Source organism: Streptomyces sp. NPDC004788 (genome assembly GCF_053601115.1).
On record NZ_JBSGBF010000015.1, the window covers coordinates 43,028 to 68,570 of the forward strand.

The window sequence follows — 25,543 nt, forward strand, 5'->3', positions numbered from 1 at the left end:
GGCAGGGAATCGGCTTTGCGGGACACCGTACGCCCTCAACAAGAACACAAGGAGACTCATTGAGACTCGGAAGACAGATGCGCGTACCACTGTTCATCCTGGCTGCATGCACAGTCCTTGCTGGCGGTCTCCTACAGGTCGTACCCGCCGCTGCCGCGACCACCGTTGCCGGTTCCACACCAGGCCCGGACCTCGGACACGCCGAAGCACCGATACCCCCCGACCGGGAGGACGACCTGGACGAGAGGCTCGGTAGAGGCTGGAGGACCTCCAAGGACCGCGCGGTCACCGGTGCGGCCGACGCCGGCGGCTACCGGATCCTTGTCGCCGACAGTGCCAAGGCGTACGAGTGGAACACGGTGGCCGTTCTCTCCGAGCCAGGCATGCCGGCAGACGCATGGATCGGCAATCAGTGCGCCATGGACCGGGACCATGTCGCTGTCGTCTACGCACCGCGGGCGTTCACCAACAAACCGGACCTCATGCAGGGCGGCGCGTTCGCCGCGGTCGTCGACCTGAGCACCGGCACGGCGAAGAAACTCCCGTTCACGGTGTCGCTGGCCTACTTCGACCCGTCGTGCAATCCGAACACGAAGACGGCAGTGTTCAGCGCGTTCCGCGAGGACAGGACTCGTCTCGTCACGGTCGGCACTTCTGGTGCCATCGAGGCGGACACGACCGCACGAGGACAGGTGTCGTCCGCTGTTCCCGTCCGGGACGGTGTGGTCGCGGCCCGAGGCAGCCGCCTCGTGCATGTCAGCCGGCCCGGAGCAGTGAGGGATCTGGCGGAATCCGACAGCGCACCGTTCGACATCCGGGTGACTGGCCACGGCGACATAGCCTTCCTCGACCATAGCCACGGCACCGCCCGTGCACACCTTTGGAGAGGAAACGGACGCCTTTCGTCCCTTGCTTCGGGGAAGGCCGGAGACCTGGCCCTGAAGCAGGGTGGCGCACCCCAGGTGTTTCTCACCGGGCACCCTGTTGGTGAGCGTCGTCTGCACGGTACGGGCGTCAGCCCTCTCGCTGTGTCGGCTGACGCCGATGTCTCCAGCGAGGGCCGTATTGCCGTCGACCCGGTCCTGTCGCCCGCCGTCCGCGCCGGGCTGGAGCGGATCAAGGGCGCGGGCCGGGACTTCACCAGGTCCGAACCGGCGCCTCGAGATCACGATTGGCTGCCTCCGCAGACGGGTGGTTCGGAGCCGCTGTCGGTGACCGCGACGGTGTCCGTGACCGGGAAGAAGATCACGCGTACAGCTCAAGGGCAGGACGGCGGGTCGGGCAACGCCATCGCCTCGCCGGCCCTTGCCTCATCCGGCGCTGGAGATTCCGGCCCGACGTCGCTGACAGCCACGGCAACTTCCCTCGCCAACGACCCTGTCGACACGGACCGTTGGTGTTCGGTGCCACGGAACGATGTGAACAGCCAGGCATTGCAGCCCACGCCGAATCAGGTCGAGTGGGCCGTCGACATGGCCGTACGTGGTCAGTTGCGCGCCAACTGGATCGCCCAGGGCGGGTGGCGGTCCCAGATCGGTCTGGGCACGATCGACCCTCAGGGCCTCTTCCCGCCCCCGGCACTGAACGGTGGCGGACGCATCCCCGCACAAGTGCTCCTCGGCGTTCTCGCCCAGGAGTCGAATCTCTGGCAGGCCGAACCGGGAGCGATACCCGGCCAGATGGGAAGCCCCCTCGCCGCTGTAGCCGGCTTCTACGGCCACAAGGGCGACGACGCCGACTCGTACTGGAAGATCCACTGGGAGAACTCCGACTGCGGCTACGGAGTCGGACAGGTCACCGACGGCATGCGGCTACCCGGCCACGACCAGACCTCCCTGCCACCGGAGAAACAGCGGGCCGTCGCCCTCGACTACACGGCGAACATCGCAGCATCGATGTACATCCTCGCCGACAAGTGGAACGAGCTCCACACCGACGGCCAGAAGATCACCGTCAACAACGACGACCCGGCCAAACCCGAGAACTGGTTCGCCGCTCTGTGGAACTACAACCTCGGCTTCAACGCACCCAGCAGCGCACCCGACCAGCCATGGGGTCTGGGCTGGTACAACAACCCGGCCAACCCCATGTACCCGCCGGACCGCAAGGCGTTCATGGACACCAGCCTCGACCCCCAAGCCACCAAGGACGCGGCACACCCGGAACGCTGGCCTTACGAAGAGAAGGTGATGGGCTGGGCGGCCTGGTCCATCGACACCGGCCACTCCTACTCCACCGACGGCCGGCAGGACTGGCCCGGTGAGACCGGCTTCTCCTCGGCAGGATTCCGCCCTGCCTGGTGGGTCAGCGACACCGAACGCAGCCTGGTGAAGCCGCCGCTGAGCGCCTTCTGCAACACCAACAACAACTGCGACCCGAACAACCCGCCGCACTGCGACACCGAAGGCTGCTACACCCAGTTCTGGTACCACTCACCCAACGTCACCTGGAAAGCGCTCTGCGCCAACACCTGCGGCAACGAGAACATCAAATACCAAACGCTCCGTAGCGAGCCCGGTCGCGGCTACCGCCTCCAATACGGCACGCCGTCGTGCACCACCACGGGACTCATACCCAGTGGGGCTCTCGTCGTGGAGGCAGAACCGAACGGGACACAGACATGGAGCAGCTGCGGCGCGGTAAAGTCAGCCGGCAGCTTCGGATTCGAGTTCTACCCCGACACGGATGGGCTGTACGAGGCGAAGGGTGACCTGCACCAAATCGGCGGCGGCTATGGTGGTCACTTCTGGTACGCCCACACCCGGGATGCCGCACACCTTGGTGGCTACGGCGGTCGGATGACCGTGACCGGCACTTGGACCCTCGGCCAGAATCTAGGGCAATGGGCCCGTGTCCTCGCACACATGCCGGACACCGGTGCGCACACCCAGCAAGCCCATTACGTGATCAAGGGCGTCGCCGGCGGCGACCGCGACCGCTACGTCAACACCTACTTCCAGAGCAATCACTGGGTCGACCTGGGCGCCTTCAACTTCACCGGATCACCGAAGGTGGAACTGTCGAACTCCACCGACGACGGAACCGCCGACGATGACGTGGCCTGGGACGCCGTGGCGTTCCAACCAATCTCAGGCAAGCCGAAGCATATGATCGTCGCCATGGGCGACTCCTACTCATCAGGAGAAGGCGCCGGAAACTACTCGCCCGAGTCGAACACCTCCCACGGGACAAGCCGTTGGAACGCCTGTCGGCGCAGCGCCAACTCCTGGGCGCGCAAGGTCATCCTGCCCTTCCAGAGCACCAGCGTCGGCGCACTCTCCGACGGCTTCAGCTCCGCCGTCGAATTCCAGAACGTGACGTGCTCCGGGGCGAAGACCTTTCAGCTGACCACAGGAGACCCGAACGTCTGGGGCGCCATGGGCAACTATCACGAGAAGACCCAGATCGACTCCGGCGTTCTGAGCAACGACACCACCCTGGTCATGCTGACTATTGGGGGAAACGACGGCAACGCCTTCACCGAGGCCGTCACGAACTGCTACGTCATCGCTGGGGTCTGCGAGAGTGGCGACTACACCGGGAGGATCGACCAAGCGGTCACAGATACCGGAAACCTCATCCGGCAGATCTCTCAGCATGCAGCCAATGCCCGGATCGTCCTCATGAGCTACCCGCGCATCGCGAGCGAGACGCAATGCCAAGCAGCCAACGCCGGCGTGCTCAACGGACTGGCCGACTACGTCCGGGACAAGCAGAAGAGCATGGTCGAGGGACTGAAGCAGGGTGGGATCAAGGTTTCCTTCGCCGACGCCATCCCCGCCTTCCAGGGACACGCTGTCTGTGACAGTGAAGAGTGGATCAACGGCATCGTGGCCGGGCCGAACGGTGACGGCGACTTCCATGACGGAGATCCGGCCAACCAAGCCCCCTGCCTGCCGTCGCCCGGCGAGAACGTCTGCGCCAGCCTCGAGTCCTTCCACCCCAAGGATCGAGGCACCACGGCCTACGCTCAGGTCATGGACCAGACACTCGCCGACATCGGATACACGGGCGGCTGAGGATGGCAATCGGCCAGAGCGGCAGCACGTCGGCCGCGGGGCGGGGCAACCGCTTCGCGGCCGGCGGCTGCCTGACCATCCTCGGGGTACTGACAGTGGTCTGCGCGATCGTCCTCTCCTGGTTGTGGTACCGGGCCGGGCACGACGAGCAGGTCTCCCACGAGAGCCGCCAGAAGGCCCTAGCGGGTCTCGAACGGCGAGCCGAACGCGCGAAGGACGAGTCCCTTCAGTCGCTCCGAGAGCGTGGCACCGCAGATGCCGAAACGCTCACGGGAGTGATCGCGCAGCATACGGGTGCTCCGGTGATCAGGTACGACGCGGCTCACCGCCGATTCACTGCCACCGTAGAAGAGACAGCAGACTACGAGAAGATCAACATATTGCGTCCAGGAGCTGACAGGGTAAAACGCTGCGTCGCTTTCACGTTCAGCCGTGGGCCTGACGGGCTCTGGACAGGGCGGACGGAGCAACGAGACGGGCGGGTGTGTCAGCCGGTGCAGGAGATCGGAGACCAGGCGCGGTACCTGCGCTCGCGCCTCGCCCGCTTGGCGGACGGGGATCTGACGTCGGCCGGCGTGAAGGAACTCCTGAAGGCAAAGAGCGTGGTCGTCGAAGGCGGAACGGTACGCGCGGTGACGGTCGTATTCAGCTACGACAAGGCCCTGGGCCAGTGCTACCGATTCACTCGCCCTTTCGCTGACGGAGCGGCCGATGAGCTGGACGCCGCGACCAGGGCTGTGCCCGTACCGGATTGCTAGGAGCGAGTCTCTGTGGCCAGCAACTCGACCGCCAGGACGCGAAGCAGCGGATGACCGAATCCAACCTGTTCTTCGTCAGCTGCGTTCCGTCCAAAGAACCGGGCCCGCTTACCTGTTGCGGTCGCCCTGCTGGTCGCGAAGGCCGGGGCACCCGTCACGAGCGAGAAACTCGACCACTGCCCCGTCTGAGCCTGGATGACGCCGAAGCGTCCACGATCACGAGGAAACGTCGCCGCGCTTGTGCCCCGGGCGCCACACCACCAGGGCGCTCGCCTGCTGCACATCGGTGTACGGGACCAGGTCGCGCCGGTACGAGGCGTGGACCTGGGCCTCGCGCTGGCGCATCGCCTGGGCCGCGCCCTCGACCGCCGTCGAGAGCTCGGCCACGCGGGCCTGGAGGGCCGCGACCTGGTTCTCCAGCTCGATGATGCGCTTGATGCCGGCCAGGTTGATGCCCTCGTCCTGCGACAGCTGCTGGACGGTGCGCAGCAGTTCGATGTCGCGGGCCGAGTAGCGGCGGCCCCGGCCCGCCGTGCGGTCCGGGGAGACCAGACCGAGGCGGTCGTACTGACGGAGCGTCTGCGGGTGCAGACCGGACAGCTGGGCCGCCACCGAGATGACGTACACCGGGGTCTCGTCCGTCAGTTCGTAAGGGTTGCGGCGACGGTCCATCTGCTCATGCTCCCTTCGCGGCCTGGAACAGCTCTGCCCTGGGGTCCTCGCCCGCCGTTGCCTCGCGGAACGTCTCCAGGGCCTCACGCGCCTTGTCGTCGAGGTCCGTGGGCACCGCGACCTCGACCGTGATCAGCAGGTCGCCGCGAGTGCCGTCCTTGCGGACGGCGCCCTTGCCGCGGGCGCGCATGGTGCGGCCGTTGGGGGTGCCCGCGGGCAGCTTCAGCGTCACCGCGGGGCCGCCCAGCGTCGGCACCCTGATCTCGCCGCCGAGCGCCGCCTCGTCGAACGTGACGGGCACCGTGACGGTGAGGTTGTCGTCCTTGCGGCCGAACACCGGGTGGGCGTCGACGTGCACGACGACGTACAGGTCGCCGTTCGGCCCGCCGCGCTCGCCCGGCGCGCCCTTGCCGCGCAGCCGGATCTTCTGGTTGTCGGACACGCCCGCCGGGATCCGCACCTGCATGGTGCGGGACGACTTGGCGCGGCCGCTGCCGTGGCAGACCTCGCAGGGGTTCTCGGCGATGAGGCCGCGGCCCTTGCAGTCCCGGCACGGGTCGGTCAGCGAGAAGCCGCCGCCGCTGCCGCGCGAGACCTGTCCGGTGCCGACGCAGGTCGGGCACACCCGCGGGGTGCCGTTCTTGTCGCCGGTGCCCGAACACGCCTTGCAGGGCTGCTGGCTGGACATCCGCAGCGGGACGGTGGCGCCCTCGATGGCCTCGGTGAAGCTGAGCGTCACCTCGGACTCGATGTCCTGGCCGCGCCGCGGCTGCGTGCGCGCGCCCGCGCCGCCGCCCCGGTTGAACAGGCCGCCGAAGACGTCCCCGAGACCGCCGCCGCCGAAGCCACCGGCTCCGCCGGCCCCGCCCTGGGCGCCGCCGAAGAGGTCGCCCAGGTCGAAGTTGAACGAGCCGCCCGCACCGCCGGGTCCGGCGCGGAAGCCGCCGTTGCCGAAGAGCGCACGCGCGTCGTCGTACTCCTTGCGCTTCTTCGGGTCACCGAGGACGTCGGCCGCCTCGGAGATCTCCTTGAAGCGCTCCTCGGCCTTGGCGTCGTTCTTGTTGGCGTCCGGGTGGTTCTCGCGGGCGAGCTTCCGGTACGCCTTCTTGATCTCGGCGTCGGTCGCGTCCTTGGGGACGCCGAGAACCTTGTAGTAGTCCTTCTCGACGAAGTCCTTCGTGCTCATCGACGTCCCTCCTCCCGCTCCCGGGTACGGCTCTTAATCGTTGTCCTTCTCGGAGTCGTCCGACTCCTCCGCCTTGCCGACGGCCGGAGCCGCGCCCGGCTGCGGCTCGGCGACGGCCACCCGCGCGGGGCGGATGGTGCGCTCCCCGATCCGGTACCCCGGCTGCAGGATCGCCACGCAGGTCGTCTCGGTGACGTCCGGCGCGTACGAGTGCATCAGGGCCTCGTGGATCGTCGGGTCGAAGGGCTCGCCCTCCTTGCCGAACTGCTGGAGGCCCATCTTGGCGGCGACGGTCTCCAGGGACTCGGCGACCGACTTGAACCCGCCCACGAGCTCGCCGTGGTCCCGGGCCCGGCCGATGTCGTCGAGCACGGGCAGGAGTTCGGTCAGGAGGTTCGCGACGGCGATCTCCTTGACCGTGACCCGGTCCCGCTCCACACGGCGGCGGTAGTTCTGGTACTCGGCCTGGAGCCGCTGGAGGTCACCGGTGCGCTCACCGAGCGCCGTACGGGCCTGGTCCAGCTGCGCCAGCAGGGCTACGTCCGTAGCGTCCCCGGCCGGGGCCGCCCCCTCCGCCTTCGCGGCGGAGTCGGCGGCCTTCGGCTCCTCGGGCGTGCCGTCGGCGGGGACGTCGGGCTTCTCCTCGAAGCCCGGGGTCTCCTCCGACATCAGGCAGCGCCGCCCTTCGGCTTGTCCTCGTCGACGATCTCGGCGTCGACGACGTCGTCGTCGGCCTGGGCCTGCTGGGCACCCTCGGCGCCGGCGGCACCCGCGGCGCCCTGGGCGTCGGCGTACATGGCCTGGCCGAGCTTCTGGGAGACGGCCGCGACCTTCTCGGTGGCGGTGCGGATCTCGGCGGTGTCCTCGCCCTTGAGCTTCTCCTTCAGCTCGGCGATCGCGGTCTCGACCTCGGTCTTGACCTCGGCCGGGACCTTCTCCGCGTTGTCCGCGAGGAACTTCTCCGTCTGGTAGACGAGCTGCTCGCCCTGGTTGCGGGTCTCGGCGGCCTCGCGGCGGCGGTGGTCCTCCTCCGCGTACTGCTCGGCCTCCTGGCGCATCCGGTCGACCTCGTCCTTCGGCAGCGAGGAGCCGCCGGTGACGGTCATCTTCTGCTCCTTGCCCGTGCCCAGGTCCTTCGCGGTCACGTGCATGATGCCGTTGGCGTCGATGTCGAAGGCGACCTCGATCTGCGGGACGCCACGCGGGGCCGGCGGCAGACCGGTCAGCTCGAACATGCCGAGCTTCTTGTTGTACGCCGCGATCTCGCGCTCGCCCTGGTAGACCTGGATCTGCACGGACGGCTGGTTGTCCTCGGCCGTGGTGAAGATCTCGGAGCGCTTGGTCGGGATCGTGGTGTTGCGCTCGATCAGCTTGGTCATGATGCCGCCCTTGGTCTCGATGCCGAGGGACAGCGGGGTCACGTCGAGGAGCAGGACGTCCTTGACCTCACCCTTGAGGACACCGGCCTGGAGGGTGGCGCCGATGGCGACGACCTCGTCCGGGTTCACACCCTTGTTGGCCTCCTTGCCGCCGGTCAGCTCCTTGACGAGCTCGGCGACGGCCGGCATGCGGGTGGAGCCACCGACGAGAACGACGTGGTCGATCTCGGAGAGCTGGATGCCCGCGTCCTTGATGACGTTGTGGAACGGGGTCTTGCAGCGCTCGAGCAGGTCGGCGGTCAGCTGCTGGAACTGGGCGCGGGTGAGCTTCTCGTCCAGGTGCAGCGGGCCCTCGGCGGACGCCGTGATGTAGGGCAGGTTGATCGTGGTCTCCGTGGAGGAGGACAGCTCGATCTTCGCCTTCTCGGCGGCCTCGCGCAGACGCTGCAGGGCCATCTTGTCCTTGGACAGGTCGACGCCGTGGCCGTTGGCGAACTGCTTCACCAGGTAGTCGACGACGCGCTGGTCCCAGTCGTCACCACCGAGGTGGTTGTCACCGTTGGTGGCCTTCACCTCGACGACGCCGTCGCCGATCTCCAGGAGGGACACGTCGAAGGTGCCGCCACCGAGGTCGAAGACGAGGATGGTCTGGTCGTCCTTGTCGAGGCCGTACGCCAGGGCGGCGGCGGTCGGCTCGTTGACGATGCGCAGGACGTTGAGGCCCGCGATCTCGCCGGCCTCCTTGGTGGCCTGGCGCTCGGAGTCGTTGAAGTACGCCGGGACGGTGATGACCGCGTCGGTCACCTTCTCGCCCAGGTACGCCTCGGCGTCGCGCTTCAGCTTCTGGAGGATGAAGGCGGACATCTGCTGCGGGTTGAAGCTCTTCCCGTCCAGCTCGATCTTCCAGTCGGTGCCCATGTGGCGCTTCACGGACCGGATGGTCCGGTCGACGTTGGTGACCGCCTGACGCTTGGCGACCTCGCCGACGAGCACCTCGCCGTTCTTGGCGAAGGCGACGACGGACGGCGTGGTCCTGGCGCCCTCGGCGTTGGTGATGACGGTGGGCTCGCCGCCTTCCAGAACGCTGACGACGGAGTTAGTCGTACCCAGGTCGATGCCGACCGCACGTGCCATTTCGATTCCTCCAGCTGACTGACTTGAGTGGAACTGACTCAAGGATGCACGAGGGAGGAGTGGGAGTCAACAGACCTGAGTGGAGCCGACTCAACTCTTCGCTCTGGGATCCACTCAACAGGGGGTGGACGCGCGTCATTCCCCGCCACCGGGACCCGCCCGTGAGAAGGTCCGGACATATCCCATGTTCTCGCCCGGAACCGGAAAGTGTGGATGGATGACGGCGAAGCGCGCGCTGGACGTCAGGCGCACAGTGGACGTCAAGCGCGTCCTGGACGTCACCGTCGGGCTCGCGCTTCTCGTCCTGCTGTCCCCGCTGATCGCCGCCGTCGCCCTGTCCCTGACCCTGGGCGCCGGGGACACCGGCGCGGTGCTGCGCCGCCGCCCGGTCGCGGGCCGCGGCGGGACCACGTTCACGCTGCTGACCTTCCGCACGAAGAGCCCGCTGGCCTCACTGCCGCTGCTGCTCCACGTCGTACGGGGCCGGATGTCGCTGGTCGGGCCGTGCCCGCTGGCCCCCGGCCACCGGGAGTCCACCGGCGACGGGCGGCGCCGGCTCTCCGTACGGCCCGGAATGACCGGATTGTGGCAGATCAGCGGGCGCTCGGAGCTACCGTGGGAGGAGCGCGAGCTCCTGGATCTCCACTATGTGGACCATCACTGGCTGGGGATGGACCTGGCGATCCTGGCGCGTACGCTGCCAGCAGTCCGTAGACGTCGCAGGGCAGGCGGCACGGCGGGCCGGAGACCGGCCCGCACGGCAAGGGTTGCCTGAGCGACACAGATCACCGCAAGCTCCGCTACAGTGCGGCGCCCCCAACGGGTAATCTCAGCACGGACTCAATAAGTTACCGCTTAGTAGGCCCAGGCTTAGAAGGCCCCGAGCTGAGGCCCGCCCGAGGAGCCCCACATGCAACTCGCCGCGATCGTCGTGTCGATCGTCATCACGGTGGTAGCCGTCGCGCTGTTCGGCCGCGCCATCGCGCAGATCTACCGCTTCGTGCGGCTCGGTCAGCCGGTGCCCGCGGGCACGCGCACCGGCGACCCCAAGCAGCGCACCGTCACGCTGGTCAAGGAGTTCCTCGGCCACACCAGGATGAACCGGTGGGGCGTCGTCGGTGTGGCGCACTGGTTCGTGGCGGTGGGCTTCTTCTCGCTGCTGCTCACGATCGTCAACGCCTTCGGCCAGCTCTTCCAGGCCGACTGGCTCATCCCGATCATCGGCGACTGGCTGCCGTACGAGATCTTCACCGAGTTCCTCGGCCTGATGACCGTCCTCGGCATCGTCACGCTCATCGTGATCCGCCAGCTCAGCAAGCCGACCCGGGCCGGCCGCAAGTCCCGCTTCGCCGGTTCCAAGACCGGCCAGGCGTACTTCGTCGAGGCCGTCATCCTCATCGTCGGCGTCTGCATCATGACGCTGCGCGCGCTCGAGGGCGTCCAGCACCACGTGACCAGCTGGGAGCCGGGCTTCTTCGCCTCGTACCCGCTGATCAGCGCGCTCGACGGCGCCGACCTGAGCACGATCCAGAACCTCACGTACTTCTTCGCGGCGCTCAAGATCGTCACGTCCTTCACCTGGATGATCACGGTCTCGCTCAACACCAACATGGGTGTCGCCTGGCACCGCTTCCTCGGCTTCCCGAACATCTGGTTCAAGCGCAACTCCGACGGCTCCACCGCCCTCGGCCCGCTGCAGCCGATGACGTCGGGCGGCAAGCCGATCGACTTCGAGGACCCGGGCGAGGACGACGTCTACGGCGTCTCCCAGGTCGAGCAGTTCTCCTGGAAGGGCATCCTCGACTTCTCCACCTGCACCGAGTGCGGCCGCTGCCAGTCGCAGTGCCCGGCCTGGAACACCGGCAAGCCGCTCTCGCCGAAGCTCCTCATCATGTCGCTGCGCGACCACGCCCACGCCAAGGCGCCCTACCTGCTCGCGGGTGGCGGCAAGACCATGGAGGGCGACGAGAAGGCGACCGCCGAGCAGCTCGCCTCGGTGCCGCAGGCCGCGCTGGACGAGGCCGAGCGCCCGCTGATCGGCACCGCCGAGGAGAACGGCGTCATCGACCCGGACGTCCTGTGGTCCTGCACCACCTGCGGCGCCTGCGTCGAGCAGTGCCCGGTCGACATCGAGCACATCGACCACATCGTCGACATGCGCCGCTACCAGGTCATGATCGAGTCCGCGTTCCCGTCCGAGGCGGGCACGATGCTCAAGAACCTGGAGAAGAAGGGCAACCCCTGGGGTCTCGCCAAGAAGCAGCGCGTCGAGTGGACCAAGGAGGTCGACTTCGAGGTCCCGATCGTCGGCAAGGACGTCGAGGACCTCACCGAGGTCGACTACCTCTACTGGGTCGGCTGCGCCGGCGCCCTGGAGGACCGCGCCAAGAAGACCACCAAGGCCTTCGCCGAGCTGCTGCACATCGCGGGCGTCAAGTTCGCGATCATGGGCGGCGAGGAGAAGTGCACCGGTGACTCCCCGCGCCGTCTGGGCAACGAGCCGCTGTTCCAGCAGCTCGGCCAGGAGAACGTCGCGATGCTGAACATGGCGTTCGGCGAGGACGACGAGGACGAGACGACCAAGAAGCCGAAGTCGGCGAAGAAGATCGTCTCCACCTGCCCGCACTGCTTCAACACGATCGCCAACGAGTACCCGCAGCTCGGCGGCGACTACGAGGTCATCCACCACACCCAGCTGCTCCAGCACCTCATCGACGAGGGCAAGCTGATCCCGGTGACCCCGGTCGAGGGCCTCATCACCTACCACGACCCGTGCTACCTGGGCCGCCACAACAAGGTCTACACGCCCCCGCGCGAGATCATGGACAAGGTCCCGGGCCTGCGCCAGCAGGAGATGCACCGCCACAAGGAGCGCGGCTTCTGCTGCGGCGCCGGCGGCGCCCGGATGTGGATGGAGGAGCGGATCGGCAAGCGCATCAACAACGAGCGCGTCGACGAGGCCCTCTCCCTCAACCCGGACATCGTCTCCACCGCCTGCCCGTTCTGCCTCGTCATGCTGACCGACTCGGTCAACGGCAAGAAGAACGAGGGCAAGGCCAAGGAGTCCGTGACGGTCGTGGACGTGGCGCAGCTGCTGCTCGACTCGGTGAAGACGCCGGCGGAGCCGGAGGAGCCGGCGGCGGAGCCCGAGCCGGAGCCGGAGCCCGCGGCGTAGTCGCGGTCGGTACGCGCAGTACGTGTACGTGACGGAGGGCCGTCCCGCGCGATGCGGGGCGGCCCTTCGCCGTCCGTCCCCTAGGGGATGTCACAGCTCTGCCGCACTCTCCGCGTAGTCCCCCCGGAGGAGGCGAGACACCGTCAGGACCGGGTACGTTCATGGACGTGGCTGGATTCAGGAACGGACGCGGCCGGGCCGGTGGCCCCCCGCAACAACAACCGCAGCAGGCGCCGTACGGGTACCAGGCGCCCCCGCCGGGGTACCCGCAGCAGCAGCAGCGCCGACCGCGGCAGCAGGCACCGCGGCAGCAGGCACCGCAGCAGCAGTGGTCGCAGCAGCAGGCGTACGGGGAGCCGGAGTACTTCGGCGAGCCGCACGCGCCGCAGGGCCAGTACCCGCAGCAGCACTACGCCGCGAACAACCCCGGCCACACCCAGGTCTTCAGCGTCCACGACGACCCGTACGACCCGTACGGGGCCCAGGGCGCCCCTGCCCCCGTACCGAGCGGCCCGCGGCTGCCCTGGAAGGCCCTCCTGAGCGGCATCGTGCTGCGCCCGGCGGACACGTTCCTGCGGACGCGGGACCACGCCGTGTGGGGCCCGGCGCTGATCGTCACGTTCCTCTACGGCGCGCTCGCGATCTTCGGCTTCGACCAGGCCCGCGAGGAGGCGATCCACGCGACGCTGTCGGCCGCCGTCCCGTACGTCCTGCTGACCGGCGTCGGCTTCGTCATCGGCGGCCTGATCCTGGGCGCCGTCACCCACACCGTGGCCCGCCAGCTCGGCGGCGACGGCGCCTGGCAGCCGACCGTCGGCCTGTCCATGCTGATCATGTCGATCACGGACGCCCCGCGCCTCCTCTTCGCCCTCTTCCTGGGCGGCGAGAACGGCCTCGTCCAGGTCGTCGGCTGGCTGACCTGGCTGGCGGCGGGCGCGCTCTTCACGGTGATGGTGAGCCGCTCGCACGACCTGCCGTGGCCGAAGGCCCTGGGCGCGTCGGCGATCCAGCTGGTGGCGCTGGTGAGCCTGATCAAGCTGGGCACGCTGTAGTCACGCACGGACGTACGAGAGGGCCCCGCAGGCGCGAAGCCTGCGGGGCCCTCTCGTACGTCTTCTGTTGTCTTCTGCCGTCTCCCGTTGTGACGCCTCAGGCGTCGAGGACCTGGCCCTCGCGCTGGACGACCGGCGGCTCGACGCTCCACGGGAAGTTGATCCAGTCGTCCGTCTTCTTCCAGACGTACTCGCACTTCACGAGCGAGTGCGACTTCTCGTAGATGACCGCGGAACGGACCTCGGCGACGTGGTCGACGCAGAAGTCGTGCACGAGCTTGAGGGTCTTGCCGGTGTCGGCGACGTCATCGGCGATCAGGACCTTCTTGTCGGAGAAGTCGATCGCGTTCGGGACGGGCGCGAGCATGACCGGCATCTCGAGCGTGGTGCCCACCCCGGTGTAGAACTCGACGTTGACCAGGTGGATGTTCTTGCAGTCCAGCGCGTAGGCCAGACCGCCGGCGACGAAGACACCGCCACGGGCGATGGACAGCACGATGTCGGGCTCGTAGCCGTCGTCGGCGATCGTCTGGGCCAGCTCGCGGATGGCGCGGCCGAAGCCCTCGTACGTCAGGTTCTCGCGTACTTCACTCATGCCCGCTGCCGCCTCACACCTGGGTCCGATGGAAATTCACGAACGAACGGGAGGCCGTCGGCCCCCGCTGGCCCTGGTACCGGGAGCCGTAGCGCTCGCTCCCGTACGGGAACTCGGCCGGCGAGCTCAGCCGGAACATGCACAGCTGCCCGATCTTCATCCCCGGCCACAGCTTGATCGGCAGGGTGGCGAGGTTCGACAGCTCCAGGGTGACGTGCCCCGAGAAACCGGGGTCGATGAAGCCGGCGGTCGAGTGCGTGACGAGCCCGAGCCGTCCGAGGGAGCTCTTGCCCTCCAAGCGGGACGCGATGTCGTCGGGCAGCGTGATGACCTCGTACGTCGAGGCCAGCACGAACTCGCCCGGGTGCAGGATGAAGGCCTCGTCGCCCTCCGGCTCGACCTCGCGGGTCAGGTCCGCCTGCTCGACGGCGGGGTCGATGTGCGGGTAGCGGTGGTTCTCGAACACCCGGAAGAAGCGGTCAAGCCTCACGTCGATGCTCGAGGGCTGCACCATGGATTCTTCGTACGGGTCGATGCGCACCCGTCCGGCGTCGAGCTCGGCCCGGATGTCCTTGTCTGAGAGAAGCACCCTCCCACGATACGCAGAGGGCGCGAAGCTCCCCCAATCGGGAGACCTCCGCGCCCGCAGCCCTCAGCGCTGCTGGTGCTCCACGGGTACGGCGTGCCGCAGTCGCGCACACCGTGGACACCGGATGAGCCGCCCGGGCCCGATCCGCCCGGCCCCGAGCTGCTGCAGCGGGAACGAAGCGGTGCTGAACACGTGCCCCTCGGCACAACGGACGACGGTGCGCTCCATCGAACCCATCAAGTCCCTTCCCCGACAAGTGGTGGACGAGACAGCCACATTAGGGGATCCCCACCCCCGCTCCGCGGAGGGCACTCCGGAGGCCGGCGCAGAGAAGGGCGCTTCGCCTGACATGCGGAATGGGGTACAGTGTGCAACGATGCGGCACTGATCATCAGGGCGGCATGTTCGCGGATGTAGTTTAATGGTAGAACATGAGCTTCCCAAGCTTATAGCGCGGGTTCGATTCCCGTCATCCGCTCCACGACAAAGCCCCAGGTCAGCGACCTGGGGCTTGTTTGTTGGTTACCGAGTCTCGCTACCCGCACGCCCTTCGGCCCGGCGAGATGGGGCACGCGGAGGGCACGAACCCCGCATCGTCTCGTCGGAGGTCCCGCACGAGCCCTCTGCCCTGCATCTACGCCGCCATTACTGCCGCTGCAGCCCGGGGGGGCTGTCGGGTGATTCCGGTACAGGGACCCCCGGCTCAGAGCCTGTCCCGGTTCGACCTCGATCAGCCCCGATTGCGGATGAGCTGTTACCGGATCGTCCTGGCCGAGGGACAGCACGACGACCTGGTCCAGTACCTGCACCGGGAGGGTCAACCGGCTCACCAAGGACCTCGACGTCGCCACCGAGACCCGGAGCCGAGGAAGCGGCGCGTCCCGAGGCACTCGGCGTGCGCGAGCCGGATGCGCCGGATACGTGGCGTGCGCCGAGCGATTCTCCTCCGCCCCGTGTCGTGTCCGCACGTGACGCCATGAACCGCCGCATTCGCGTGGGCGCGCCTCGCTGCTGCCGACCGCACTGCTGGGCGTGAGTGGCTGCGAGGGCGGCGAGTCGACGCCCGTGCGCAACGCCACCACGACATGCTCTCGTACAGCCTCGGCCGCTGCGACCCGCTGGTGATTCCCCCCGAGACCCAACCCGCCTCCGCCGCACGCCTGATGGCCGCCGCGTGCGCCCCGGGCAATCTCCACACCACGGACACCCTCATGTCCGACGAGGACGCCACCGGTCGCCGCCTGCGGGAGGCCCGAGCCGGTGAGGACGTCTGGGAGACGGACGGCGGAGCCTCCTCGCGGCCCCGGCCCCATCCCCGCCCCGTCGTCGGGGCGCGCATGATCTACCTGCCGCGGAACATGCGGAGGTGACGGCTGCCGTCCTCGCGACGCTGCTGGTGCCCTGTCTCGGGAAGTTCCCCGACTGCCGCACCCCGCCCTCGGGTCAGCGACCCGGGTTTCTGTCGTCCTCCAGACCTCTCCACGCCGCGAACGAGTATCTGTGCCGGCGGGACGAGAATGCGATGGGTGACGCAGCCAGGCTTTTTGACATCCAGAAATAGTGGCGCCATTGAACCGGGAAAGACCGAGTCCGCATGCTAGTCTCGATTTCAGTTGCAGTTGTGGTTCCCGAAACTTCAAGTACCACCAGTCAAGCCCATCGGCCACTGGCATGCTTTTCGTATCCGGTCTCTCCGGCGGGGTAATCATCACGGCGACACGGCTTCCGCGCAGTGCGGCTGCCGATGAGCCCCCCAGAAAGAGATATGACATGAGCAGTGGCACCGTGAAGTGGTTCAACGCAGAAAAGGGCTTCGGCTTCATCGCACAGGACGGCGGTGGCCCCGACGTGTTCGCCCACTACTCGAACATCGCCGCCCAGGGCTTCCGCGAGCTGCAGGAAGGCCAGAAGGTCACCTTCGACATCGCGCAGGGCCAGAAGGGCCCGACGGCCGAGAACATCGTTCCCGCCTGACGCTGACGCGCACGACGTGGCTGGGGCCCGCATCCCTCGGGGTGCGGGCCCCAGCCGCATTCTTCTCCCCGCCCACTCGGCTTTCATACCCGTTCGAAGCCGTCTTGGAATTCTCCGTGTCATTCGATCGTCGGGGAATTCATGGATGCGCACCGCGTCGAGGGGCCCGCATGAAACAGCACGGCACGACGTACCGTTTCCCCGGACATCCGCGACGACAACGGCGGACCGAGGCCGGGTGGATTCACGCCGGTCCCGTCGATCCCCCCACGCTCCCCGCCGTGACGACTTTCGCCGGTCGCGACATGCCGTGACGTTCGCCCGCCGCGCTCGGCGCCGACGGCGGGGGCCCGGCGCGGGACTTCCGCCCCCGTCATGCACTCCGGATCCCAGCCCCAGCGGCCAGAGCCCTCGTACCCGGGGCCGGCACTCCTCTCTCCCACCCAGGAGCCGCATGTGACATCGACTCAGGCACAGCTCCACCCCGCGCACACCGCCGCCGGCAGCCCGCCCGCGCACCAGACCGACGAGGCAGATCCGCATGTCTGGGCCGACATGACCGTCGAGGTGGCTCTGGCGGTCATGAGCGGCGCACGCACCGGACGCCTCATCGTCCGGGACGACGACGGCCGGCCCACCGGCCTCGTCACCCGGGCCCAGCTCAACGGCTTCCGCGCCACCTCTGCCTACACCGACCGGGTGCAACTGCGTGACCTGCGCCCCGCGGGCTCTCCGTCCCGTCCTTGACGACGCGGGCCGAGGCCGAGCACAGCCACCCGCCCCCCCGCCGTACCGGTCGATCCCGTCCCCCCTTTCTTCTGCGAGGTCCTATGCGCTGCGTCATCGCCCGCTTCCCGTTCGAGCTGACGAAGAACGGTGTCCTGGAGACGATGAAGGACATCAGGCCCGAACCCGTCACCGGCGAGTTCGTGATCATCGGGCGCCGTGAGTACCCCGCCATGCAGGTCGGCGCCGTCATCACCCGCCAGGACCGCCGCGACTTCAGCGCCCGCGAGGTCGTCCGTGCCATGACCCGGCTCGGCTTCACCTGCCGTACCCGCTCCGCGGCCGCGGACGGCCCGGTCCAACAGGCGTCCGCCCTGCTCGGCCCGTCCACGGCGTTCTGACCCTGCGGCGGGCGCACATCCCGCACGAGACGCGGGAACCGACTGCGTTCCCGTCAGCCGTGATGCGGGCACGCCCGCATCACGGCTCGGCTCCGTGGTACCGGCGGTCCGGATGGGGGCATTCCCCTCGGTGAAGGCGTCGGGTCCCCGACGCACACCGGAAGGCCGGGCGGAGAGCATCCGTGCCCGAGCGGACGCGGCACCGCGAGGAGTGTGCCTGCGTGTGGCTCAGCGTGCGGACCACCACCGGATCACGGTGTCTCCGCGGGCCTCCGGCGTCCGGACTCCTGCTCCCGGCACCACCGACGACGTCTGGGATATCGGCGCAGCCCAGCTCGTCACTCCTTCCGGTATCAGAGGCCGCCCCTCCGTCACCTCCCCTCCACCAACCCCGTTACGCCGGGGCACGCATTGAGCCAGGCCCACGATCGACGGGCCTCAGCAGACAGGTGACGGAAATGCGAACCGAAGCCGCCCAGCGGGTCGAGCTGGTCTTCTCCCTCTTCGACGCCAATGGCAACGGAGTCATCGACTCCAACGACTTCGACCTCATGACCAACCGGGTTCTGAAGGCGGCGGCGGACTCGGACGACGCCGCCAAGGACGCCGTCCGGGCCGCTTTCCGCCGGTACTGGACGACGCTGGCCACCGAACTGGACGCCGACGGCGACGGTGTGATCACGGTCGACGAGTTCCGTCCGTTCGTGGTCGACTCCACCCGCTTCGGTCCCACCGTCACCGAGTTCGCCGAGGCTCTCGCCGCGCTCGGCGACCCCGACGGGGACGGGCTGATCGAGCGCCCGCTGTTCGTGTCGCTGATGACGGCAATCGGCTTCGAGGAGAAGAACATCCACGCGCTCTTCGACGCCTTCGGGCCGGACGCCGAGGACCGCGTTCCGGTGGCGACCTGGGCCACCGGCATCAAGGACTACTACGCGCCGGACATGGCCGGAATCCCGGGCGACCGGCTCGTGTCCGCCACGGCCGTCTGAGACGGCCCGCCCACAACGGTCCCGGGGCGGTGCAGCCCGCCCCGGGACGCCATTGCACACCGCAGGAGGGGAACAGGGTGAAGCCGGTCATCGGACTCGCCGTCGGCCGAGGCACGGGGGCAGAGCTCGCCGACGTCTTCGAGCAGGCTCTGAACAAGATCGTGAGCCTGTACGGGACCGGGGTCGAGGTCGTACGGTCCCCGCGCACGTACCACTCGTACGTCTCGCTCAAGGCCGAGGAGGGGGACGTCGGGAAGATCGCCCGGCTCACCGACGAGGACGCCGTCCACTACGAGCGGTTCTGCCGCGAGCAGGCGCGACTCGGCACCGCCGCCGTCTTCCGTACGGCGATCAACGCCCAGTCGCTCTACCTCGTGCGGCAGCGCCTGCAGGCGGTCAAGGTCGAGAGGATCGCCGCCGGGGACGCCTCCGTGCTGCTGGTTCGGGACCAGGCACAGGGTTTCTACACCGGAGAGAACCGGCACGAGCCCGGGGCGGTCACCCGCACCATGACCTTCAGCCGGGAGATCACCGAGAAGATCCTCCGGTTCGCGGTCGACCGCGCCCGGGAGGAGTGGCCCGGGGACGGGCCCGAGCAGGTGGTGATGGCGTACAAGTTCCATCTCCTGGACGGGTCCCTCGACGACTGGGTGGCGGCGTTCCGGGACCGGCACGGTGTCGACGCGCGGCTGTTCCAGCCCGACACCGTGAACCGCAACATGATCACGCACGGCCTCGCGGACCGTACCGTCATCGTCGCGGGCAACGAGTGGGCCGACATCATGCACGTCGTGCTGCTCGACCGGTTCGTGTCCGAGCGCCAGGAGAACCGCTGCACCGAGAACGTCTACCTGCACCCGGAACTGAACGGCCTGGTCGAGTACCAGACGGTCCACGGCTCCGCCGACGACCTGGAAGGCGCCGACACCGTCAACCCCACCGCGACCGTACGGGCCGCCGCGCTGATCGCGGAGCGGCACGGCGGCTGCCAGGGCGCGGTCGCCGCCGTGGAGTCGGCTCTGGCCACCGTGCTCGACCGGGGCATCCGAACGCCGGACCTCGGTGGCCGGCACTCCACCGGGGACACGGTCACCGCCCTGCTGGACGCGCTCGAATCGCGGCTCCGCCCGTGACCGCCACGAGTGCGAGCGGTACGGCACTGATCGTCGTCGACCTGCAGAACGACTTCTGCGCCGGCCCGGTCGCCACTGCCCGCTTCCCCGGCGACCCCGCCCGCCTGGAGCGGGTGGCGGCCCACACCGAGCAGGCCGTCGCAGCCGCCCGGACGCACGGTGTCGAGGTCGTGTTCGTCCGCTTCCTCGGCGACGTCCACCTGCAACGGGCGAGCTGGCGGCACCGCGACGCCGCCCAGGGCAAGCACCCGAAGTGCCTCGACGGCAGTTGGGGCGCGGAATTCCACCGGGTGGCGCCGGCCCCGGGCGAGGCGGTGTTCACCAAGCACGCCTGCTTCGACGCGTTCCTTGCCGACGGGTTCGAGAGGCACCTTGTCCAGGGCGGGGCCGGGCACCTCGTCTTCACCGGGCTCTTCGCCGACGTCTGTGTGGACTCCACTGCCCGCACCGCCTTCCAGAAGGGCTATCACGTCACCGTGTTGCGGGACTGCACCACGGCGCTCCACCTGACCGACGAGGCGGCCCTGGGGTTCATGAGCCGGTTCTACGGAGCCCGCGTCACCACCCACGACCGGGTCGCCGAGTGGACCCGCGGTCCGGGAGAGGAGGACGACGCGTGGGCACGGGAGTCGAGTCCGGCGTCGGTCTGACCGCGCTGATGGTCGCGGCGGCCCGGGCGATCGAATCCCACCGCCCCGACGCCCTGGCCACGGACCGGTACGCCGAACACTTCGTACGCGCGGCCCGTGCCTCCACGCACTGGCCGGTCCACCCCCGGCAGGTCCAGGGCGGGGAGGCCGACCCCCTCTGGGGGCGGCTCGGCCGCTACTTCGGTCTGCGCACCCGGGTCCTGGACGATCACCTCCTCGCCTCTGCCCGGGCCGGTGCCCGCCAGGTCGTCCTGCTCGGGGCCGGCCTGGACAGCCGGGCGTTCCGACTGGACTGGCCGCCCGGGTGCACCGTCTTCGAACTCGACCGGCCCGACGTCCTCACCTTCAAGCAGGACGTCCTCGACCGGCGGGGCGCCACACCGGCGACCCGCCGGGTCCCCGTGGCGGTCGACCTGCGCGAGGACTGGGCCGCGGCCCTGCTCGCGGCGGGTCTCCGCCCGGCGGAACCCACGGCCTGGCTGGCCGAGGGCCTGCTCCTCTACCTGCCGTCCACCGCCGAGCGGTCCCTCGTCGACACCGTCGACCGGCTCAGCGCCGACGGGAGCACGCTGGCCTACGAGGCCAAACTCGGCCTGGAGCCGGACGCCGTCCGCTCCAACCCCGTCTACACGGCCGCCCGCGTCCGCATCGGCGTCGACCTGCTCGCCCTGTTCGACGCCGAGCCCCGGCCGGACACCCCCGCCGATCTCGCCGGGCGCGGCTGGACCAGCACGATCCACACCCCGTTCGACTTCACCCGCCGCCACGGCCGCGGCCCGCTCCCCGAGCCGAACGACGCCCTCGCCGCCAACCGCTGGGTCATCGCCCGAAAGCCCTGCGGTGAGGTGTGGCCCGGCCCCGGTGTGCCTCAGCCGTGCCCTTCTGGGCGCTGAACGGCAAGACCGTGCGGCTCGCCTCGCCCGGAACGGCGATCACGTCACGCCGAAAGGCCGTATTCAGGACGAGGCAATATTTACCATCGCCGATGGAGATTCTCGCCGACGTCACAGAAAGAGTTTCTTCCGGCGTCGAGTGGGGGTGAATTCGGAGCGCGCACAGGCAGCAGCGGCATGCTACCGTCGAATCAGTTGCAGTTTTGGTACCCGATACTTCGAACGCTCCGCCAGCCGCATGCCGCACGGAAGCGTTTTGGATTCCGGTCATATTCCGGGCAGGGAATCATCGCGGCGACACGGTGTCCGTAAGGTGCGGACTCCGCTGCACTGCCCGAAGGAGATATGACATGGCTGCTGGCACCGTGAAGTGGTTCAACGCGGAAAAGGGATTCGGCTTCATCGAGCAGGACGGTGGCGGCCCCGACGTGTTCGCCCACTACTCGAACATCGCCACCCAGGGCTTCCGCGAACTCCAGGAGGGGCAGAAGGTCTCCTTCGACATCGCGCAGGGCCAGAAGGGCCCGACGGCCGAGAACATCGTTCCCGCCTGACGCTGACGCGCAATGCGTAGCCGGGGCCCGCATCCTTCGGGATGCGGGCCCCGGCCGCATGTATGCGCAGTCGCCTGATTCCTTCACCCATTCGGCCGTTCCAGCGATTTCCGGCACCGTTCATCACTGCCGGAATTCCCGCTGCGCACCGCATCGGGGAAGTCCCTGAAAGACCCCCCGAGAGGGCCGACCGGCGGATGCCGGTCGGCCCTCTCACGCGTCGACGGACGCTGTTCCGCGCGCCAGTTCAGTGATCGGAGTACGTGACGTCGCCCATCGTCCAGGCGCTGATGTCCGCGATCGAGACGCGGTACATCCCGCCCGTCTCGGGGATCCCCACCGTGCCCTGCAGGATCCGGGCCATGTGAAAGTGCAGGTGGGTGGGCGGCTCGTGGCCGCCCGCGGCGGCGAAGACCGCGGAGAACTCGGCCAGGCGGTCGGAGTCCGCCAGGACCTCCGAGACCCTCTGCCGCCACACCGCCTCGGGAGCCAGCCGGCCCGTGATGACAGCGCCCCCGGTGACGACGGTCAGGGACATCTGGTTGCTCTGCCCGGACTCGACCAGCCTGGCAACGTCAACAAGCAACTCGTCAATCTTCGACATGCGAGCGATCCTACGAGTCACCTCCACCTGTCCGCCGGTCGTCCTCCTGAGTGATGAACGGTCGGGCGCGCCGGCGCAGGGGGCCACCGCGCCCAGGGGACCGCTGGGCGCTCCTGCCCGACCCCGATTGTCTCCTCGCCACGAACCCGAAAATCTACTGCGGCCGCGATAGACATCAGCGTGTAGGTGGGCTATGTTTTTTCTCGTAACCCAGGGAGACAAGAGGGCCTGGCAGACACGAACTGCCGGCAGCAGTACAGGTAGTCGCAGTGAGCAGGACAGTGCGGCGGCGGAGTTTCGAAGCCAGGGCTTTGCAGGACGGCGACGGGACTGGCGGCCGGACTGGGCGGCCCGCAGTGATCAGGGGCCTCCGAGAGCGGGATCGCGGTCATGGCTGAAGCGATACCCGTGAGAGCAGTAGGCGGTACCCCGGGTGAAGGCGTCGGGCTGCGGGCGCGCGCACCAGGGCATGGCAACAGCGGCGTTCCCTCGGGTCGCCGAGCAGTACGCATCACCAGCGGTACGCAGGAGCAGTATCCGTGCATCCGCAGGACAAGAAGTCGATGATCAAAGGGAATGGAGGAACACGGCGCCATCAGGATCGCCCGGGCGGCAGGAGTCTCGCGTCCGGGTACCGCAGGACATCGATAGCGAGGTGGTCTTCGGTCAGGCAACCGCGATCCCCGCACCCCCGGCAGCGACCAGGCCGGGTGGGCGGACACAGAAGGCCGGCGCTTCATCAGGGCCGGCAGGTGGTGTAGTAGTTCCTTCAGGGCCCTGGTGCCAGTACTGGCACCAGGGCCCCTCTATGCGTTTCACGGAGAGGTGCAAATGACAGCAGATGACTCGTACGACCGTCTCGACGACGACGACTACCCTGCCTACACCATGGGCAGAGCTGCCGAGATGATCGGCGCCACCCAGGGCTTTCTCCGCGCCATCGGGGAAGCCCGCCTGATCACACCGCTGCGCTCCGAGGGCGGCCACCGTCGCTACTCCCGCTACCAGCTCCGCATCGCCGCCCGCGCCCGCGAACTCGTCGACCAGGGCACTCCGATCGAGGCCGCCTGCCGCATCATCATCCTCGAGGACCAGCTCGAAGAAGCGCGCCGCATCAACGCCGAGTACCGCCGTGCCGCCGAATCCGGCACGCCCCCCGAGAAGGCCTGAAGCACGTGCGACCGAGCCGGCACCGGTCGGCTCCGTACCGGCGCCGTCCGCGTCGGAGGTCCGGAGGGTGACGCGGTAGCTGCCACCTCGCGTACCGGACCCGGCCGTTGCCGGTGCTTCGCTCGGTGCGGCCTTCGCGCTCTTCTCGTCCGCCGCCGCTGCCGGGACGGCTTCCTCCCATCCGGACACGAGTCCGCCGACCGACAGGCCGGGCGGATCGGCAGGGGGGCGATGGGGTCCAATGGCCCCCTGTTCTGCCCTTCCGGTCTCTGGCGGCGCCGGGGCGCCGCGCCGAGGATCAGAGGTAAGGCAATCGCCTGACAGGCGCGGAGATCCGGAGGCGAGGAGGCGAGAACGATGGACGAGCTCGGGCGAGTGGAGTGGTTCGCCATCGGCGTCACAGGCATGGCGCTGGCCGCGGTCGCCCATGCGGCGGCCGGTGCGGCACACATCGCCAGAGAGACGCTGCGGGCCCCGACCGGCGGCAATCCCGGATCGGACGGTTCGGACTTCCAGGCGGACAGCGGCCCCGGCGGCTGGATCCTGCTCAGCGCCCTGATCCTGGCGAGCGGAGCCGTCTACCACTTCGTGTCCGGTGTCAGGACGGTCGTCAAGGAGGTCGTGCACGTGGCGGCTCGTTGACCGGGTGAGGACGAAGGCCCAGACCGTTTCGACCTGGGCCTTCGTCGTCGTCCCGGCCCCTCGTCCAGCCCCTGCCGCTGCGCCAGGTGGCCCGGCCCTCCCGGCCTGGACCCCTCGCGCTCAGTTCAGGTGGTGCGTGTCGTTGAGGGACTGCAGCGTCGCGGTGCCGTCCTCCGTGTACGTCACCGTCGACAGAGAGGCCGCCGCGACCTCCATGCGGAACAGGGTGTGCGGTGGCGCCTGGAGGGCGAGGCGGATCAGGGTTCTGACCGGGACGACGTGGGAGACGACGAGGACCGTGGCACCGGCGTACCGGGCCAGGAGACCGTCCCGTACGGCGGCGACCCGGCGGGTGACCTGCTGCATGGTCTCGCCTGCGCCCGAGGGGGGAGCCTCGGGCGAGGCGAACCACGCGCTCAGGTCGTCCGGGTAGCGTTCGCGGACCTCGGCGAAGGTGAGGCCCTCCCAGGCGCCGAAGTCCGCCTCCCGCAGGTCCGGGTCGACCTGGACGCGCAGGCCGAGGCGCGCGGCCACGGGCTGCGCGGTCTCCTGGCAGCGCCGCATCGGTGACGTGACGACCGCCTCGACGCCGCCGCGGTGGGCGAGGGCGTCGGCCACCGCGTCGGCCTGGCGGCGTCCGGCGGGTGAGAGTCCCGGATTGGACCCTCCGCTGCCGGAGAGCCGCCGCTGCGGGGTGAGCAGGGTCTCGCCGTGCCGCAGCAGTACGAGTGTCGTCACGTCGCTCACTTCGCGGTCTGCGCGAAGTGATCCCGTACGCAGTCGGTCTGCTTCTCCATGATGTCGATGATGCCCTCGACCACCTTCAGGTCGGCGTCCTCGGCGATCTCCAGGATCCGCGACCAGTCGAAGAAGCAGCGCGCCGGGTCGTTCGTGATGGGGAACACCCGGATGGTGGCCTCGTAGCTGGCGACTCCGCTGGTCGGGGCGACGGCGCGGTAGGACTGGGTCTTGTTGATCTCGTCGCGGGCGGCGATCTCCTGCTGGACGACCTTGCCGCTGAGCGTGAGCCTGAAGTCGTAGCGGGCCGGCACGGTCTCGACCGAGCCGCCCTCCACCCAGCTGACGTCCCGGTGGACGTCCAGGTCGCCCGGGGACACGATCTCCAGGATCTGCATGGCGTCGCGGATGGTCGCCCACACGGTGTCCGGGTCGGCGTCGATGATGGTGGAGTGGTACATGGTGTGCTTGCGCTGGATCTTGGTCGGCATGGCGCGTTCCTTCTCG

General features: G+C 68.7%; 25 protein-coding genes, 1 tRNA gene and 1 pseudogene. 18 read left to right on the forward strand and 9 right to left on the reverse strand.

The window, feature by feature from the left end; genetic code table 11:
* Positions 1-77: 77 nt before the first annotated feature.
* Both ACWEJX_RS09855 and ACWEJX_RS09860 read left to right on the forward strand, forming a co-directional pair.
* A complete protein-coding gene (locus ACWEJX_RS09855; RefSeq protein WP_451607001.1) occupies positions 78-4,019 on the forward strand; it encodes an SGNH/GDSL hydrolase family protein in 3,942 nt (1,313 codons plus the stop codon).
* Between the two features lie 2 nt (positions 4,020-4,021).
* Positions 4,022-4,777: a hypothetical protein gene (locus ACWEJX_RS09860; RefSeq protein WP_451607002.1), complete on the forward strand. Its 756-nt coding sequence runs from the start codon at positions 4,022-4,024 to the stop codon at positions 4,775-4,777.
* Positions 4,778-4,993: 216 nt separating this feature from the next.
* Here ACWEJX_RS09860 and ACWEJX_RS09865 read toward each other — a convergent pair whose 3' ends face one another.
* From ACWEJX_RS09865 to dnaK, 4 genes are read right to left on the reverse strand one after another with little or no spacing between them, the layout of a single operon-like run.
* Positions 4,994-5,449, reverse strand: a complete 456-nt coding sequence (locus ACWEJX_RS09865; RefSeq protein WP_451607003.1) for a heat shock protein transcriptional repressor HspR — start codon at positions 5,447-5,449, stop codon at positions 4,994-4,996.
* A 4-nt stretch (positions 5,450-5,453) separates the two neighbouring features.
* Positions 5,454-6,635, reverse strand: coding sequence for a molecular chaperone DnaJ (dnaJ, locus tag ACWEJX_RS09870; protein WP_451607004.1), 1,182 nt, complete (start codon positions 6,633-6,635; stop codon positions 5,454-5,456).
* A 33-nt stretch (positions 6,636-6,668) separates the two neighbouring features.
* The gene (gene grpE, locus ACWEJX_RS09875; RefSeq protein WP_451607005.1) at positions 6,669-7,304 is read right to left on the reverse strand and encodes a nucleotide exchange factor GrpE; all 636 of its coding nucleotides are present in this window, start codon (positions 7,302-7,304) and stop codon (positions 6,669-6,671) included.
* Positions 7,304-9,148: a molecular chaperone DnaK gene (gene dnaK, locus ACWEJX_RS09880; protein WP_451607006.1), complete on the reverse strand. Its 1,845-nt coding sequence runs from the start codon at positions 9,146-9,148 to the stop codon at positions 7,304-7,306. The genes grpE and dnaK overlap by 1 nt, the downstream gene beginning before the upstream one ends.
* Positions 9,149-9,365: 217 nt before the next feature.
* On the opposite strand from dnaK, the gene ACWEJX_RS09885 reads away from it, so the two are divergent.
* The 3 genes from ACWEJX_RS09885 to ACWEJX_RS09895 all read left to right on the forward strand — a co-directional run bounded on the left by ACWEJX_RS09885 (position 9,366) and on the right by ACWEJX_RS09895 (position 13,375).
* Positions 9,366-9,923 (forward strand): sugar transferase, encoded by a 558-nt coding sequence (locus ACWEJX_RS09885; protein WP_451607007.1) that lies wholly within the window; start codon positions 9,366-9,368, stop codon positions 9,921-9,923.
* Positions 9,924-10,058: 135 nt separating this feature from the next.
* Complete coding sequence (locus ACWEJX_RS09890) at positions 10,059-12,323, forward strand: (Fe-S)-binding protein (protein WP_451607008.1); 2,265 nt, start codon at positions 10,059-10,061, stop codon at positions 12,321-12,323.
* Positions 12,324-12,490: 167 nt separating this feature from the next.
* Positions 12,491-13,375: a Yip1 family protein gene (locus ACWEJX_RS09895; RefSeq protein ID WP_451607009.1), complete on the forward strand. Its 885-nt coding sequence runs from the start codon at positions 12,491-12,493 to the stop codon at positions 13,373-13,375.
* Between the two features lie 97 nt (positions 13,376-13,472).
* Here the strand turns inward: ACWEJX_RS09895 and ACWEJX_RS09900 are convergent, their stop codons facing one another.
* Both ACWEJX_RS09900 and dcd read right to left on the reverse strand, forming a co-directional pair.
* Complete coding sequence (locus ACWEJX_RS09900) at positions 13,473-13,970, reverse strand: phosphoribosyltransferase (RefSeq protein ID WP_451607010.1); 498 nt, start codon at positions 13,968-13,970, stop codon at positions 13,473-13,475.
* Between the two features lie 13 nt (positions 13,971-13,983).
* Entirely contained in the window at positions 13,984-14,559 is a 576-nt protein-coding gene (gene dcd, locus ACWEJX_RS09905) for a dCTP deaminase (RefSeq protein WP_403794013.1), read from the reverse strand.
* Between the two features lie 407 nt (positions 14,560-14,966).
* Between dcd and ACWEJX_RS09910 the strand changes: the two genes are divergently transcribed.
* The 11 genes and pseudogenes from ACWEJX_RS09910 to ACWEJX_RS09960 all read left to right on the forward strand — a co-directional run bounded on the left by ACWEJX_RS09910 (position 14,967) and on the right by ACWEJX_RS09960 (position 21,882).
* A tRNA-Gly gene (locus tag ACWEJX_RS09910) sits at positions 14,967-15,040 on the forward strand.
* A gap of 229 nt (positions 15,041-15,269) precedes the next feature.
* A pseudogene (locus tag ACWEJX_RS09915) lies at positions 15,270-15,374 on the forward strand (transcriptional regulator); the annotation flags it as partial.
* Between the two features lie 270 nt (positions 15,375-15,644).
* A complete protein-coding gene (locus ACWEJX_RS09920; protein WP_451607011.1) occupies positions 15,645-15,929 on the forward strand; it encodes a hypothetical protein in 285 nt (94 codons plus the stop codon).
* A gap of 400 nt (positions 15,930-16,329) precedes the next feature.
* Positions 16,330-16,533: a cold-shock protein gene (locus tag ACWEJX_RS09925; protein WP_362526763.1), complete on the forward strand. Its 204-nt coding sequence runs from the start codon at positions 16,330-16,332 to the stop codon at positions 16,531-16,533.
* Between the two features lie 456 nt (positions 16,534-16,989).
* Positions 16,990-17,280, forward strand: coding sequence for a CBS domain-containing protein (locus ACWEJX_RS09930; RefSeq protein WP_451607012.1), 291 nt, complete (start codon positions 16,990-16,992; stop codon positions 17,278-17,280).
* A gap of 83 nt (positions 17,281-17,363) precedes the next feature.
* The gene (locus ACWEJX_RS09935; RefSeq protein WP_451607013.1) at positions 17,364-17,660 is read left to right on the forward strand and encodes an SCO5918 family protein; all 297 of its coding nucleotides are present in this window, start codon (positions 17,364-17,366) and stop codon (positions 17,658-17,660) included.
* A 458-nt stretch (positions 17,661-18,118) separates the two neighbouring features.
* A complete protein-coding gene (locus ACWEJX_RS09940; protein ID WP_451607014.1) occupies positions 18,119-18,652 on the forward strand; it encodes an EF-hand domain-containing protein in 534 nt (177 codons plus the stop codon).
* Positions 18,653-18,729: 77 nt separating this feature from the next.
* Positions 18,730-19,785 carry an isocitrate/isopropylmalate family dehydrogenase gene (locus ACWEJX_RS09945; RefSeq protein ID WP_451607015.1) on the forward strand — a complete coding sequence of 352 codons (1,056 nt, stop codon included), beginning with the start codon at positions 18,730-18,732 and terminating at the stop codon, positions 19,783-19,785.
* Entirely contained in the window at positions 19,782-20,435 is a 654-nt protein-coding gene (locus ACWEJX_RS09950) for a cysteine hydrolase family protein (protein ID WP_451607016.1), read from the forward strand. The genes ACWEJX_RS09945 and ACWEJX_RS09950 overlap by 4 nt, the downstream gene beginning before the upstream one ends.
* Positions 20,436-20,443: 8 nt before the next feature.
* The gene (locus ACWEJX_RS09955; RefSeq protein ID WP_451607053.1) at positions 20,444-21,328 is read left to right on the forward strand and encodes an SAM-dependent methyltransferase; all 885 of its coding nucleotides are present in this window, start codon (positions 20,444-20,446) and stop codon (positions 21,326-21,328) included.
* Positions 21,329-21,678: 350 nt separating this feature from the next.
* A complete protein-coding gene (locus ACWEJX_RS09960) occupies positions 21,679-21,882 on the forward strand; it encodes a cold-shock protein (RefSeq protein ID WP_190223980.1) in 204 nt (67 codons plus the stop codon).
* A 247-nt stretch (positions 21,883-22,129) separates the two neighbouring features.
* Here the strand turns inward: ACWEJX_RS09960 and ACWEJX_RS09965 are convergent, their stop codons facing one another.
* The gene (locus ACWEJX_RS09965; RefSeq protein ID WP_451607017.1) at positions 22,130-22,486 is read right to left on the reverse strand and encodes a hypothetical protein; all 357 of its coding nucleotides are present in this window, start codon (positions 22,484-22,486) and stop codon (positions 22,130-22,132) included.
* A gap of 831 nt (positions 22,487-23,317) precedes the next feature.
* On the opposite strand from ACWEJX_RS09965, the gene ACWEJX_RS09970 reads away from it, so the two are divergent.
* Both ACWEJX_RS09970 and ACWEJX_RS09975 read left to right on the forward strand, forming a co-directional pair.
* Positions 23,318-23,656: a MerR family transcriptional regulator gene (locus ACWEJX_RS09970; protein ID WP_451607018.1), complete on the forward strand. Its 339-nt coding sequence runs from the start codon at positions 23,318-23,320 to the stop codon at positions 23,654-23,656.
* Between the two features lie 357 nt (positions 23,657-24,013).
* Positions 24,014-24,298 (forward strand): hypothetical protein, encoded by a 285-nt coding sequence (locus ACWEJX_RS09975; protein WP_451607019.1) that lies wholly within the window; start codon positions 24,014-24,016, stop codon positions 24,296-24,298.
* A 120-nt stretch (positions 24,299-24,418) separates the two neighbouring features.
* On the opposite strand, the gene ACWEJX_RS09980 is transcribed toward ACWEJX_RS09975, so the two are convergent.
* Together ACWEJX_RS09980 and ACWEJX_RS09985 are read right to left on the reverse strand one after the other, a co-directional pair.
* The gene (locus ACWEJX_RS09980; RefSeq protein ID WP_451607020.1) at positions 24,419-25,036 is read right to left on the reverse strand and encodes a histidine phosphatase family protein; all 618 of its coding nucleotides are present in this window, start codon (positions 25,034-25,036) and stop codon (positions 24,419-24,421) included.
* 5 nt (positions 25,037-25,041) lie between these two features.
* Positions 25,042-25,527: an SRPBCC family protein gene (locus ACWEJX_RS09985; RefSeq protein WP_451607021.1), complete on the reverse strand. Its 486-nt coding sequence runs from the start codon at positions 25,525-25,527 to the stop codon at positions 25,042-25,044.
* Positions 25,528-25,543: the final 16 nt, after the last annotated feature.